Here is a 13,285-nt window from a genome sequence, read left to right on the forward strand (position 1 = left end):
GGGGCTCGAACGCGGCCGACGATGCGCGGCGCGGCCGGGGCGCGGCCGACGACGACGGCCGCCGCGCCCGCGGGACGGCGGCGGCGTACGACGAGCGTGGACGCGACGACTCTCGGCCCGCGACGCGGCGGCGGGCCGGTGCGGTCGGCGGCGGGAACGGGCGCAACGGCGGCGCAGCCGCCCGCGACGCCGGCGAGCCGCGTCGGCGCTCGGTGGCGCCGCTGATCGCGGTGCTCGGCGCGATCGCGCTGGTCGCCGTGATCGGGGCGATCGCGCTCGCAAGCCGCGGCGGAGACGATCAGCCCCCGGAGGCCTCGGCCACGCCGACGCCGACGGCCACCAAGACGGCGACACCCGACAAGACGGCGACGCCGGAGAAGACCGCGACGCCCACCGCCACCCCTACCGCGACCCCGACGGACACACCGAGCGCGACGCCCACCCCGGAACAGCCGGAATCGACGCCCACCCCCGAGACGACGCCGCAGGCGCCCTCCGGGAGCCCGTCCGAGCTCCAGGCGAAGGGGCACACCGCCCTGCTCGGCGGGGACATCGACAGCGCGGTCACCACCCTCAAGGCCGCCGTCGACGCCTGCGGCGCCTCGAGCGACGTCGATCCGTGCGCCTACGCGATGTACGACTACGGCGCCGCGCTGCTCGCCGCCGGCCGCCCGCAGGAGGCCGTCCAGGTGCTCGAAACCCGGCTGCAGCGCTTCGACAACCAGAACGGCACGGTCAAAGCGCTGCTCAAGAAGGCCCAGAAGGCCTCTAAGGACTAAGCCGTCCCGAGTCGCAACGGCGCGCGCTGAACGTCAACTGCGCCGGGCGGGGAGGGGGGCGGTTTCGTGGTGCCACCCGTCCCGGGCTGCCGCGAGTCCGCGTGATGGCCGGCCTCCCGACCTCATTCGGCCCCGAGACTGACCGTCAAGGTGCGGCCACGGAGACAGAAAGCGCGTTCTCACGCGCGCCGATCACCCGCCGGCGAGGGGGTGTGTAACGAGAGCTGCCTGTCGGGCAGCTCTCGTTCCGCACCCCCCTCAACGCGCCAGCTCGAACAGTGCGAGCCTGATCGAAACCCACGCTCCACCCCTCAAACGCGCACGGCCAACCATGGCGATGAACGAGGCGCGAGGCCGGGGCACGCTTTCGGTCTCCGTAGCCCGTAACCGTCGGTATGCCGGCACGGCGATTCGAGGCAACCGAGCCGAGCCGCGAGGCGGACTCACGGCAGCCCAGGACGGGCGGCTCGCCACTCCCCCTCCCCCACCCGGCGCAGTTGACGTTCAAGCACCTAGCCGCCGCATCGTGGTCGTCGAAGACGACTGTTTCAAGGCCCTTCTAGGCCAGCGAGCGCTTCATGCGGGCCAGGGTCACGACGGCTTCGGCCGCGTGGGCGCCCTGGTCGCGCTTGCCGCCGCCGGTGCGGGCGAGCGCCTGGTCCATGTTCTCGACCGTCAGGACCCCGAACGCGCACGGCACGCCGGTGCGCAGTTGGACGTCCATGATCCCGCGGGCGGTCTCGGCGCACACGTAGTCGTAGTGGTCGGTCTCGCCGCGGATGACCGCGCCGAGGCAGGCCACGCCCGCGTAGCGGCCGGTGGCGGCCAGATACGAGGCGGCGAGCGGGAGCTCGAAGGCGCCCGGCACGTCGAAGACGTCGGCCTCCCCCACGCCCGCCTCGGCGAACGCGCTCTGCGCCCCCGCGATCAGCCGCGTCGCGAGGTCCTCGTAGAAGCGCCCGACGGTGATCGCGAACTTCATGACGCGCGGCGCTCGCGGTCGTGGACGGCCTCCTCGTGCACCATCTCCTCGTCCAGCGCGAGGCCCTGGTGGTGCAGCGTGTGGCCCATGCGGTCGCGCTTGGCGCGCAGGTAGGCCTCGTTGTGCGGGTTGGGCGCGTGCTCGATCGGCACCTGCGCCACCACTGAGAGCCCGTAGCCCTCCAACCCGCGGATCTTCTTCGGGTTGTTGGTGAGGATGCGAATGCTCGACAGCCCGAGGTCGACCAGGATCTGGGCGCCGATGCCGTAGTCGCGCAGGTCGACCGGGAGCCCGAGCTCCAGGTTGGCGTCGACCGTGTCCATCCCCTGGTCCTGCAGGTTGTAGGCGCGCAGCTTGTTCAGCAGGCCGATCCCACGCCCCTCCTGGGCCAGATAGAGCAGGACGCCCGAGCCTTCGCGCTCGATCATCGACAGCGCGGACTCCAGCTGCTCGCCGCAGTCGCAGCGCAGCGAGTGGAAGACGTCGCCCGTGAGGCACTCCGAGTGCACGCGGACGAGCACATCCGAGCGGCCCGCGACCTCGCCCTTGACCAGCGCCACGTGGTGCTTGCCGTCGACCAGCGAGCGGTACCCGACGGCGGTGAACTCACCGAAGCCGGTCGGCAGCCGCGTCTCCACGACCCGCTCGACGAGCTTGTCGTGCTTGCGGCGGTAGGCGATCAGGTCGGCGACCGTGATCATCTTCAGGTTGTGGCGGGCGCAGTAGCGCTCGAGGTCGTCGACGCGGGCCATCGTCCCGTCGTCGTTCATGACCTCGCAGATCACGCCCGCGGGGTTCAGGCCGGCCAGGCGCGCCAGATCGACGGCGGCCTCGGTCTGCCCGGTGCGCTCCAGGACGCCGCCCGGCTTGGCCTTCAGCGGGAAGACGTGGCCCGGCTGCACGAGGTCGCGCGGCGCGGACTCCGGGTCGACGGCGACCTGGATCGTGCGGGCACGGTCGGCGGCGGAGATGCCCGTCGTGATGCCGTCGCGAGCCTCGACGGAGACCGTGAACGCGGTCTCGTAGGGAGACTCGTTCTTGGCCGCCATCAGGTCCAGGCCCAGCTCGTCGCAGCGCTCGGGGGTGAGCGCGAGGCAGATCAGCCCGCGCCCCTCCTTGGCCATGAAGTTGATCGCCTCGGGCGTGGCGAACTGCGCCGCCATCGTCAGATCGCCCTCGTTCTCGCGGTCCTCGTCGTCGCAGACGACGACCATGCGGCCCGCGCGGATCTCGTCCAGCGCCTCCTCGACGGTTGCGAACGGGCTCTTCATCGAGCGACCAGCTTCTCCACGTACTTGGCGAGCACGTCCACCTCCAGATTGACGGGCCGGCCGGGTTCGGCCGTGCCCAGCGTCGTACGTTCCAATGTCTCCGGGATCAGCGAGACCGAGAACGACGTCTCGTCGATCGCGCTCACGGTGAGCGAGACGCCGTCGACCGCGATCGAGCCCTTCTCGACCACGTAGCGCAAGAGTTCCGATGGGACGTCGAACGACACCACCCGGGCGAACCCGTCGTCGCGCACCTCGCGGACGACCGCCACGCCGTCGACGTGCCCCTGCACGATGTGCCCGCCGAGCCGGTCCGACGCCCGCAGCGGCAGCTCGAGGTTGACCGGCGAGCCCTCGCCGATCTCCGCCAGTGAGGAGCGACGCAGCGACTCGTGCATGACGTCGGCGGCGAAGACGCCGTCGGCGATGGCCGTGGCGGTCAGGCAGACGCCGTTGACCGCGACCGAGTCACCCTCGCTCAGCTCGCCGGCAAGAGAAGTCTTCACGTTCAGACGCACGCCATCCTGGGTGCTGTCGACGGCGGTGACCGTACCGAGATCGGCGACGAGTCCGGTGAACATCGCAGTTACCACTCCCGCATTCGCGCGGTGATCAGGACGTCCTCGGCGCTGCGCGAGCACTCGAGCGAGAGCGCCCGCATGGCGGAGGCGATGCGCTCGGCGCCCTCGCCCTCCAGCGGGTCGCGCGCACTCGACCCGCCGAGGATCACGGGGGCCACGAAGAGCCGGATCTCGTCGACCTCGCCGGCGTCCAGGAACGCACCCGCGAGGTGCGGGCCGCCCTCGAGCAGGATCGAGGCCACCCCGGCGTTGCCGAGCTGGACGAGCGAGTTGCGCACCCGGTCGGGCTCGTTGGCGCCGGTGGCGACGATCACGTCGGCGCCGGCGATCTCCAGCGCATCGACCGCCGTCCGCGGCGCGGCGCGGGTGACGACGACGGTCAGCGGCACCTCCGCGGCGCCGCGCACGAGCTGGGAGTCCAGCGGCAGGCGCGCCTCGGAGTCGAAGACGATCCGCCGCGGCTGGCGCGTCACGCCTTCGATGCGGGCGGTGAGCAGCGGGTCGTCGGTCAGCGCGGTGCCGATGCCGACCACGACGGCGTCGACCTCCGAGCGCCACTGGTGCGAGAGCCGGCGCGAGTCCTCGCCCGAGATCCACTTCGAATCGCCGGTGCGGGTCGCGACCTTGCCGTCGAGCGTCATCGCGGACTTGAAGAGCACGAATGGGCGGCCGGTGCGGGCGTGCTTGCGGAACGGCTGGTTGAGCAGCCGCGCCTTCGCGGCGACCTCGCCTTCCGCCACGTCGACCACGACGCCCTCATCGCGCAGGATGCCCAGGCCACGGCCCGAAGCCTTCTCGGTCGGATCGTCGGAGGCGACCACGACGCGCGCGAAGCCGGCCTGGAGGATCGCGTCTGTGCAGGGCGGAGTGCGGCCGGTGTGGCAGCAGGGCTCGAGCGAGACGTAGAGCGTCGCGCCGCGGAGATCGGCGTCGCCGGCGGCGGCGATCGCGGCGCGCTCGGCATGCGGTTCGCCCAGCGCGGCGTGGAACCCCTCGCCCAGCACGTGGCCGTCGCGGACGATCACGGCGCCGACGAGGGGGTTGGGACTCGTCCGCCCACGCCCCCCCTCGGCGAGCTCGATCGCCCGGAAGAGGTGCTCGTGGTCGGTGGTCTGAAGGGTGCTCACTTACCCACAGACGATATTGACTTGCGAATCAGTCCCCCCACGACACGCGTCCATCCCCGGTGATGGGGATCTCGGTGCCCAGGAAATGCGGGTTAGCGCCGGTGATCGCGTCGCCCAAAGTCTTGACCCTCGCTGCGGCCTCGCGCACCTCCAGGCGGCGCATGACGCGGCCGTAGTCGCGGCGGTCGGCGGCGTAGCCGGTGACCTTCAGCCCGGCGCGGCGCGCGTCGTAGAGCGCGCGGGCCATGTGGAACTTCTGCGTCACGACGACCGCCGACTGCACGTCGAAGACGCGGCGCGCCCGCTGCGCGCTGTCCCAGGTGTCGAAGCCCGCGTGGTCGGTGAAGATGTCCTGCGCCGGAATGCCCTGCGCGAGCAGGAGCCGGCGCATGGTGCCGACCTCGTCGTAGTCCTTCCGGCTGTGGTCGCCGGAGAGCAGCAGCTTGTCCACGCGGCCGGCCTTGTAGAGCTCCGCCCCCGCGGTGACGCGGTCCGCGAGCATGATGCTCGGCTTTCCGTCGCGGTAGACCTGCGCGCCGAGGATGAGCGCCGCCTGGGCGTGCGGGACCTTGGCGGTGTCGGTCGTGACCGGCGAGCGCCCGCCGAGCCACACGATCAGGTTCGGCACGCCGACGGCGAGCAGCCCGCAGGCGAGCCCGAGAGCGATCAGTCGCTTCATGCGCCGCATTTTCCGCCATGGAGCCGGTAGATCACAATGTCTGGTCCTGGCCGTTCATAGGTCAACGGGTAGTAATTGAACGAGGAGTCGAACGAGAAGGGCACGCTCTCTGAGTCCTTCCCGTACGGGCTCGAGCGGAAGACGACTTCTCCCTGGCGCTTGAGCTCGTCGTAGTACTTCAGCGCGAACGGGACGTCCTTCGGGTCCGCGTACGCACGCCCGAACTGCGTCGAGCCGGTCACGACCCAGCAGAACCCGCCGTTGGCATAGCGGCTGACCAGGTCCGGGCGCGTCGTGCGCTCGTAGTCCTCGATCTTGACCACCGGGCAGGCGCCGGACGTGATCGTCTTGCCGTTGAAGAAGCACGAGCGCGACGTGCGCCACTTGTTCCAGCGGTTACCGGAGCCGGTCCCGCCCTGGTCCTCGAAGATCGGATGGCCGGCGTCCATCGCCCACTGGTCGGGCGCGATCGGCTCCACGACGATGTTCCTGCCCGACGGGATGTTGGTCTTCATCCACTCGCGCGCGACCTGGCGCGTGTCCGCCTTCGCCAGCACGAGGTCGTTGTGGACGCTGAAGACGAGGCCCTGGAGGACGACGAGGACCGAGAGGGCGAGCGCGGGGATCGCGAGGCGCCACTTCAAGCGGGTCGCGAGCCACGTCGCGGCGGCGATCACGCCCCAGGCCGCCAGCAGGCAGAGGATCGGGTAGATCGGCAGCATCCAGCGGGCGAAGAAACGCGACTGCTGGCCGAGATAGAGGAACAGCAGGATCGGGGCGGGCGCGAGCAGCAGCGCGAGCCGGCGCCGGCGCGCGAACAGATCCACCAGTCCGCCGAGGGCGAACAGCGACGGCAGCCAGCCCAGCCCCCAGGTGAACGTGCCGACGTAGTACGTCCAGCCGGACGTGTTGGCGAGGCCGAGCTTGCCCCCGTCCTCCCCGGCCGTCTCGGTCTGCTTCTGCAGCCCCTCGCGGAACGCGGTGTGGTCGAGCAGCGCGTATGGATTGGCGGCCACGAAGCCCGCGCACATCAGGCCGAGCATCAGCGCCAGGTTGCGCACCCGCGCATGCGCGACCGGGGAGGCGAACGCCGCCGCGATCACCGTGACCAGCACGATCCCGGCCGTGTACTTGGTCGCGATCGCCACTCCCAGGCCGAGCCCCGCGAGCACGTACTCGCGTGTGCGGCCGGTGCGGTAGATCCCGGCGACGCCGATCAGCGCCGCGGCGAGCGGCGCCAGCGTCGGCGCGTCGTTGAGGGCGAAGTGGCTGTAGTGGGTCGGCAGGAACGCGACCGCGAGCAGCGCGCCGGCCAGGACGCCGACGCGGCGGTCGGCGAACAGCCGCGCACCGGCGATCGCGGTGAGTGACACGGCGAGCGCGCCGAGGAACGCGGACGCGGCGCGGGCGAGCGCGAACGCCGTGGTCGGATCAGCCGCGAACGCGCCGCCGATCGTCGCGGGGTTCGTCCCCCATTTGACCGCGAAGAGCGCGTGGACGACGTACGTGTAGGCGGGCGGATTGATGAAGTAGTCGGGGTTCAGGCTGTGCCCGAACATCCCGATCGCCCGCGGGACGAAATGGCTGTTCTCGTCCGCGTTGTAGACGTACGGAAGCCCGGTCTTGTAGCCGACGATCCGCAGCACGAAGGCGGCCGCGAAGAGGCCCACGAGGATCGCCGGCCACACCCACGACCGGCCCCGCCGCGGCTCGTCGGTCACCGCGTCCGGCAGCTCGACCGTCTCAGCAGCGGACATACGCGGCGTAGAACCTCGAGGTCTTCACCCGCTTGAAGCCGGGGGGCGGGACTTGGATGCGGGCGTCGTCGGCGGCGTCGGTCCAGGCGTGCTTGAAGATCGCGAAGCGGGAGGTGACGACGATCGCCACGCCCTTGGTCTGAAGCGGGAGCGTGTACTTGCTGTCGGGGTCGCGGTAGCTCTGGGCGCGGGCCCAGACCTTGCCGTCGCCCAGATCGGCGATCCAGCGGGAGTCGGGGACGATCTTGTGGTTAGGGCCTGTTAGGGGCCCGCAGCGCAACCCGGCCTGCACCCGCGGATCCTTCAACACGCTCGTGAGATCGGTGTGGGCCTGGCCGCGGAAGCGCAGCTCGTTGTCGAAGCGGGAGAGGTTCAGATGGGTCGCCTGGTAGGCGACGCCGGCGAGGACGATCACGGCTGCGGCGACCATCCAGACGGTGCGAACCCAGCTCTTGGAGAGCATCGTCCAACCGGCGACCGTGACCGCCGCCAGCACCATCAGCGCCAGCGCCGGGACGGCGAGATAGCGCTCGATCACCGACGCGCCGGCCACGCCGATCGCGAGGAAGGTCACGACGCCCGCGAGGAGCAGCGCGATCGGCATCAGCATGCGGCGCGGAGAGATGACGATTCCGAGCAGCGCGCCCAATCCCGCCGCCGCGAAGACCGGCAGCTTGACCAGGTCCTTGAAGAAGCCGGGGATCGCGCTCGGGAGTTGCGAGAGCGGGCGCTGGCGGCCGAGATCCTCGGCTGAGAGCGACGTGTAGTGCTGCGAGAACAGCGGGTCGCCGGTCACCAGGAAGTCCGTGGAGGCCCACACCAGCGGGCCGCTGGCGGCGATCGCGGCGAACACGAAGCGCTGGCGCCATGTGGCCTTCCACGAGACCCAGACCCAGTACATGGCCGAGAGGAACCACGCCTCGGGGCGCAGCATCCCCGCCAGCGCGAGCAGGATCAGGACCGGCACGCCGCGGCGCGAGCGGGTCGCCTCGAGCGTCGCCGCCCACACCACCAGCGCCATGTAGGGGATGTCGATGTAGCCGCGGGCGGCGAGGAACGGGTAGTCGAAGCGGGTCAGCAGCAGCGCCGCCGCGACCGCGCCCACCAGCGGCGTCGCGGCGATCCGCCCGAGCCGGTACACGCCCGCCACCAGCACCAGGAACGCGGCCAGGATCATCGCCACCCACAGGCGGTCCCCCCAGGAGCCGAAGAGCTGCAGGATCGCGCCCGCGGCGATCCCCAGCGGGTGCTCGGTCGGGTAGCGGAAGCCGTCGAAGACGAGCGGGTTGCCGTGGAGCAGGTCGCGGCCCCACAACAAGGAGTAATAGGAGTCGTAGACCGGGTAGGTCGGGAACACGAAGAAGCCGATCGCGAAGCCCACGCACAGCAGCGCGAACACGATCTTGGCCAGGCCGTCGCCACGCTCACCGGGACTCGGTGCAGCGCGCGCGGAGTCGGTTCCCGGCTGCGGCCGGGTGAGCGTTGAGCCCTCCATGCGAGTCATCCAGTCTGACGCGCGCGGTACCGTCTTTCGTCGTTCACATGAAGCTGATCATCCAGATCCCATGCCTTGACGAGGAGAAAACCCTCCCCGAGACGCTGCGCGACCTGCCCCGTGAGGTCCCCGGGTTCGACTCGGTCGAGTGGCTCGTCATCGACGACGGCTCGACCGATCGGACGGTCGAAGTGGCGGTCGCCAACGGCGTCGACCACATCGTCCGGCTGACCAACAACAAGGGTCTCGCGAACGGCTTCCAGGCGGGTCTGGACGCGGCGCTGAAGCTCGGCGCGGACGTGATCGTCAACACCGACGCCGACAACCAGTACTACGGCGGGGACATCCCGAAGCTCGTCGAGCCGATCATCGCCGGCCGTGCCGACATGGTCGTCGGCGATCGTCAGGTGATGACGATCGAGCACTTCTCGCCGCTGAAGAAGTCGCTGCAGCGGCTCGGCTCGTGGGTCGTGCGCCAGGCGTCGGAGACCACGGTGCCGGACACGACGTCGGGCTTCCGCGCCTACAACCGCGAGGCCGCGCTCCAACTGTCGGTCGTCTCGAAGTACACCTACACGCTCGAGACGATCATCCAGGCGGGCAAGATGACCGTCGCGATCGACCACGTGCCGATCCGCACGAACGCCAAGACGCGCGAGTCGCGGCTCTTCAAGTCGATGTGGCAGTACGTGCGCCGCAACATGGTCTCGATCTTCCGCATCTACTCGATGTATGAGCCGCTGCGCGTCTTCATGACGCTGGCGATCATCCTCGGCCTGTTCGCGCTGGCGGTCTGGACGCGCTTCCTCGTCGCCTACATCGACGGCACGGGCGCCGGCCACGTGCAGTCGCTGATCCTCGGCGCGGTGCTGTTCAACGCCGCGGTCGTGCTCGCGGCGCTCGGCATCATCGGCGACCTCCTGTCGGGGCAGCGGATCATGTTGCAGCGCACGTTCGAGCGCGTCCGGCGGCTCGAGTTGCACGCCGAGATCCCGCCGTCGCACTACGAGCCCGGCGCCACCCCCGAGAGCCGTCCGCCGACGACCGGCGCTAACGCGTCCGGCGAAAGCCACACCGAAGAGCGAGAGAAGGTGCAGCTGTGAGTTCGACGATCACCCGTGACGCCGAAGGCACGGTCACCGGCAACACGTACGACAAGTACGGCTCCTCGAACCCGGTCGTGAAGAAGCTGATGGCGGGCTTCGAGCGCACGCTGGATGAGCTGTGGGCGAAGGCCTCGCCGCGCAGCGTGCTCGACGTCGGCTGCGGCGAGGGCGTGCTCACCCACAAGTGGGCCCAGCGCCTGCGCGACGGGCGGATCGTCGGTGTGGACCTCGAGGACCCCGCGATCCAGGCCGAGTGGGTCAAGCGCCAGGCGCCCAACCTCGAGTACAAGATCATGAAGGCCGAGAACCTCCCGTTCGGCGACGGCGAGTTCGAGCTCGCCAGCGCCATCGAGGTGCTCGAGCACGTCCCGGACGCCGAGCACACGGTGAGCGAGATGGCGCGCGTCGCCCGCGGCGGCCACCTGCTGGTGAGCGTGCCGCGCGAGCCGATGTGGCGCGGCCTGAACATGGCGCGCGGGGCATACATCAAGGACCTCGGGAACACCCCCGGCCACCTGAACCACTGGTCGCGCAAGGCGTTCGTCGAGCTGCTCGGTCGCCATGGCACGGTGGAGGAGATCCGCTCCCCGTTCCCATGGACGATGTTGCTCGTCAAGGTGTGAGCGCGACACAAGAGAAGCGTTCGGGCTATGGCGCCGGCGCGAAGATCCTCTCGATCGGGATCGCGTCGACCGGTGTCGTCACCTTCGCGTACTTCAGCGTCGCCTCGTATGCCCTGAACGACGTCGACTACAAGTCGATCTCGCTGTTGTGGTCGGTGCTGTTCGTGATCGTCTCGGTGATCTACCGCCCGATCGAGCAACTGCTCTCGCGCACGATCGCCGACCGCCGCGCGCGCGGCCTGCACACCGGTCACCCACTGCGCACGCCGCTGCTGATCCAGGCCGGGTTCGCGCTCGCGTTCCTGGTCATCGCGCTGGCGCTCAAGGGCCCGATCCAAGACGACCTGTTCGACGGCTCGGCCGCGCTGTACTGGGTGCTCGTGGTCGCGGTGCTGGCCTACGCGGCGTCCTACTTCGCCCGCGGCTGGCTCGCCGGGCACCAGTGGTTCGGCTTCTACGGCGGCCTCGTGTTCATGGAGGCGTCCTCGCGGCTGCTGTTCGCCGTCGCGGTGGCGATCGGCATCGCCTCCGGGCAGACGGCCGTGGCGATGGGAATGGCCGCGGCGCCGTTCGTGTCGCTGGTCGTCGTCCCATGGGCCTTCGCGCGCCGGCCGAAGGTCGCCGCCGCCGAGCCGGAGAGCGATGAGGAGGTGCTCGACCTCGCCCGCGGCGGGCGCTTCGCCGTCGCGGTGCTGTGCATCATGCTCGCCGAGCAGACGCTGCTCAACGGCGGCGTGCTGGCGGCCGACATCAACGCCACCGACGCCGCCGTCGCGGGCTACGTGTTCAACGCGCTGCTGATCGCCCGCGCGCCGCTGCAGCTCTTCCAGGCGGTCCAGGGCTCACTCCTCCCCCACCTCGCCGGCCTGGAGGCGACCGAAGGCCGAGCGGACTTCAACAAGGCGATCAAGATCACCATCCTCGCGATCGCGGGCTTCGCGGGCGCCGTGGCGCTCGGCCTGCTGATCCTCGGCCCGTTCGCGATGAGCATCCTCTTCGACGACAACGCGACCTACGGGCGCCTCGGCCTCGCCGCGGTGGCGATCGGGATGGGCGCCCACCTGGCAGCCGGCACGCTCAACCAGGCCGCGCTCGCCCGCGATCACGCCGGCCTCGCCGCCGCGGCGTGGCTGGTCAGCGCGGCCGTCTTCGTCGCGTGGATGCTGCTGGACGTCGTCAGCGACGCACTGACGCGGGCCGAGGTGGGCTACCTCGGCGCCGCGTCGTTGTTGTGCGCACTCCTGGCCGTCGTCTACCGGCGGCCAGATGCGCCACCCGCGACGGCCACCTGAGTGACCGTCGCGGCAGGCGGGATGTCTCCCGTCCGGCCAGAACTTTGACCATGCCCGGCGTGACGCAGTCCCTATGAGCCGCGAGCCGCTGAATCTGTGACAAGCGTGCGGGAATAGATCCGAGACGCTCTACGTCGTGCGGGGAGAGATGTCTCACACGATCGTGCTCGGCGGAGGCCTGTGCGGCCTGTCCGCCGCGATGATGCTGGCTCGGGACGGGCATCGCGTGACCGTTCTCGAGCGCGACCCGGCACCGGTCCCGGCCGACGTCGAGGCCGCCTGGGAGCGCTGGCGGCGCGGAGGCGTCACGCAGTTCCGGCAGGCGCATTACCTGCAGCCGCTGGGGCGTGCCGTCCTCGAGCGCGAACTGCCGGACGTTCTGGAGGCCTTCAAGGCCGCGGGCGCGTTCCGCTTCGACCCGATCGCGGACGCGATGCCGCAGACGATCGCCGACCGCACGCCCCGCGACGGCGACGAGCGCTTCGTCACCTACACCGGGCGGCGCAGCACGATCGAGTGGGCGGTCTCGCGCGTGGCCGAGGCCGAGCATGGCGTCGAGATCCGCCGCGGCGTCGGCGTGACCGCGCTCGAGACGCAGCCGCGCGACGGCCGGGTGCACGTGACCGCGGTGCGCACCGACGCCGGCGACCGCGTCGCCGGCGACCTGATCATCGACGCGATGGGGCGCAGCTCCGCGTTGCCGAAGCTCCTGGCCGCCGCCGGCGGACCGCCGGTCGTCGAGGAGGCCGAGGACACGGGCTTCCTCTACTACACGCGCTTCTTCCGCGGTGCGCCGCCGGAGGTCCGCGGCCCGATCAACGCGCCGGTCGGCTCGTTCTCGATCCTCACGCTCCCGGGCGACAACGGCACCTGGAGCGTCACGCTGTACGCCTCCGCGGGCGACCGGCCGCTGAAGGCGATGCGCCATGCCGAGGCGTGGACGGCGGTCGTCGGCGCCTGTCCGCGCCACGCCCACTGGCTCGACGGCGAGCCGATCACGGGCGTGGTGCCGATGGGCGGCGTCGTCGACCGCGTCCGGTCATTGAACGGCAATGGCGCGGGACCGGCCACAGGCGTCTTGAGCCTCGGCGACGCGTGGGCGTGCACGAACCCCTCGATGGGCCGCGGGATGACGCTCGGGCTCGCCCACGCCGCGATCCTGCGCCGGGTGGTGCGCGAGGCGGGCGACGATCCCGCCGCGCTCGTCACGGCCTACGCGGCGGCGACCGAGGCGGAGCTGAAGCCGTGGTACGACAGCACGGTGCTCGTCGATCGCGCCCGGATGGCGCAGATCGTCGCGCTGCGCGACGGTCGCACACCGCCCGCGCCGCCGCCGGAGCACATCGGCGCGCGGATCGGCGCCGCGCTCCCCGCCGCGATGAGCCTCGACCCCGACGTGTTCCGGGCGGGCATCGAGATCGCGGCCTGTCTGTCACTGCCGCGTGACGTCTTCACGCGCCCCGGCTTCGGCGAGCGCGTCTTCGCCGCGGCCGCCGAGGCGACGCCCTCCGCGATGGGACCGAACCGCGAGGAGCTTCTCACGCTCGTGACATAGACGGTTCCACGTTGACACACCGTCAGCTCATCGAGAGA

Annotated in this window: 11 protein-coding genes and 1 pseudogene; 5 read left to right on the plus strand and 7 right to left on the minus strand. The window is 70.8% G+C overall.

The genetic code is table 11. The features are described from left to right. Window positions 1-779, plus strand: a pseudogene (locus OM076_RS37890) (hypothetical protein); the annotation flags it as partial. Window positions 780-1,338: 559 nt separating this feature from the next. Here OM076_RS37890 and ribH read toward each other — a convergent pair. Genes ribH through OM076_RS37925 form a run of 7 tightly spaced genes read right to left on the minus strand, consistent with a single transcriptional unit; the run spans window position 1,339 to window position 8,671 of the window. After that, the gene (ribH, locus tag OM076_RS37895) at window positions 1,339-1,761 is read right to left on the minus strand and encodes a 6,7-dimethyl-8-ribityllumazine synthase (RefSeq protein WP_270045384.1); all 423 of its coding nucleotides are present in this window, start codon (window positions 1,759-1,761) and stop codon (window positions 1,339-1,341) included. Then, a complete protein-coding gene (locus OM076_RS37900) occupies window positions 1,758-3,032 on the minus strand; it encodes a bifunctional 3,4-dihydroxy-2-butanone-4-phosphate synthase/GTP cyclohydrolase II (protein ID WP_270045385.1) in 1,275 nt (424 codons plus the stop codon). The genes ribH and OM076_RS37900 overlap by 4 nt, the downstream gene beginning before the upstream one ends. Next, a complete protein-coding gene (locus OM076_RS37905; RefSeq protein ID WP_270045386.1) occupies window positions 3,029-3,613 on the minus strand; it encodes a riboflavin synthase in 585 nt (194 codons plus the stop codon). The genes OM076_RS37900 and OM076_RS37905 overlap by 4 nt, the downstream gene beginning before the upstream one ends. A 5-nt stretch (window positions 3,614-3,618) precedes the next feature. Beyond that, entirely contained in the window at window positions 3,619-4,740 is a 1,122-nt protein-coding gene (ribD, locus tag OM076_RS37910) for a bifunctional diaminohydroxyphosphoribosylaminopyrimidine deaminase/5-amino-6-(5-phosphoribosylamino)uracil reductase RibD (RefSeq protein WP_270045387.1), read from the minus strand. A 28-nt stretch (window positions 4,741-4,768) separates the two neighbouring features. Next, window positions 4,769-5,419 carry a SanA/YdcF family protein gene (locus OM076_RS37915; protein ID WP_270045388.1) on the minus strand — a complete coding sequence of 217 codons (651 nt, stop codon included), beginning with the start codon at window positions 5,417-5,419 and terminating at the stop codon, window positions 4,769-4,771. Further along, complete coding sequence (locus tag OM076_RS37920) at window positions 5,416-7,176, minus strand: ArnT family glycosyltransferase (protein WP_270045389.1); 1,761 nt, start codon at window positions 7,174-7,176, stop codon at window positions 5,416-5,418. Before OM076_RS37920 ends, OM076_RS37915 begins: the two co-directional genes overlap by 4 nt. Beyond that, window positions 7,163-8,671 carry a glycosyltransferase family protein gene (locus OM076_RS37925; RefSeq protein WP_270045390.1) on the minus strand — a complete coding sequence of 503 codons (1,509 nt, stop codon included), beginning with the start codon at window positions 8,669-8,671 and terminating at the stop codon, window positions 7,163-7,165. Before OM076_RS37925 ends, OM076_RS37920 begins: the two co-directional genes overlap by 14 nt. A 47-nt stretch (window positions 8,672-8,718) precedes the next feature. Between OM076_RS37925 and OM076_RS37930 the strand changes: the two genes are divergently transcribed. The 4 genes from OM076_RS37930 to OM076_RS37945 all read left to right on the plus strand — a co-directional run bounded on the left by OM076_RS37930 (window position 8,719) and on the right by OM076_RS37945 (window position 13,247). Next, on the plus strand, window positions 8,719-9,774 hold the full coding sequence (locus OM076_RS37930; RefSeq protein ID WP_270045391.1) for a glycosyltransferase: 1,056 nt from the start codon (window positions 8,719-8,721) through the stop codon (window positions 9,772-9,774). Further along, window positions 9,771-10,400, plus strand: coding sequence for a class I SAM-dependent methyltransferase (locus tag OM076_RS37935; RefSeq protein WP_270045392.1), 630 nt, complete (start codon window positions 9,771-9,773; stop codon window positions 10,398-10,400). Before OM076_RS37930 ends, OM076_RS37935 begins: the two co-directional genes overlap by 4 nt. Beyond that, a complete protein-coding gene (locus OM076_RS37940) occupies window positions 10,397-11,692 on the plus strand; it encodes a lipopolysaccharide biosynthesis protein (RefSeq protein WP_270045393.1) in 1,296 nt (431 codons plus the stop codon). Before OM076_RS37935 ends, OM076_RS37940 begins: the two co-directional genes overlap by 4 nt. 148 nt (window positions 11,693-11,840) lie before the next feature. Next, the gene (locus tag OM076_RS37945; RefSeq protein WP_270045394.1) at window positions 11,841-13,247 is read left to right on the plus strand and encodes an FAD-dependent oxidoreductase; all 1,407 of its coding nucleotides are present in this window, start codon (window positions 11,841-11,843) and stop codon (window positions 13,245-13,247) included. The last annotated feature ends 38 nt before the right edge of the window (window positions 13,248-13,285 follow it).

The organism is Solirubrobacter ginsenosidimutans (genome assembly GCF_027587205.1).

Coding starts and splice junctions, on each gene's coding strand:
- ribH (WP_270045384.1), bottom strand. CDS start 1,761: ATGAAGTTCGCGATCACCGTCGGGCGCTTCTACGAGGACCTCGCGACG.
- OM076_RS37900 (WP_270045385.1), bottom strand. CDS start 3,032: ATGAAGAGCCCGTTCGCAACCGTCGAGGAGGCGCTGGACGAGATCCGC.
- OM076_RS37905 (WP_270045386.1), bottom strand. CDS start 3,613: ATGTTCACCGGACTCGTCGCCGATCTCGGTACGGTCACCGCCGTCGAC.
- OM076_RS37915 (WP_270045388.1), bottom strand. CDS start 5,419: ATGAAGCGACTGATCGCTCTCGGGCTCGCCTGCGGGCTGCTCGCCGTC.
- OM076_RS37920 (WP_270045389.1), bottom strand. CDS start 7,176: ATGTCCGCTGCTGAGACGGTCGAGCTGCCGGACGCGGTGACCGACGAG.
- OM076_RS37925 (WP_270045390.1), bottom strand. CDS start 8,671: ATGGAGGGCTCAACGCTCACCCGGCCGCAGCCGGGAACCGACTCCGCG.
- OM076_RS37930 (WP_270045391.1), top strand. CDS start 8,719: ATGAAGCTGATCATCCAGATCCCATGCCTTGACGAGGAGAAAACCCTC.
- OM076_RS37945 (WP_270045394.1), top strand. CDS start 11,841: ATGTCTCACACGATCGTGCTCGGCGGAGGCCTGTGCGGCCTGTCCGCC.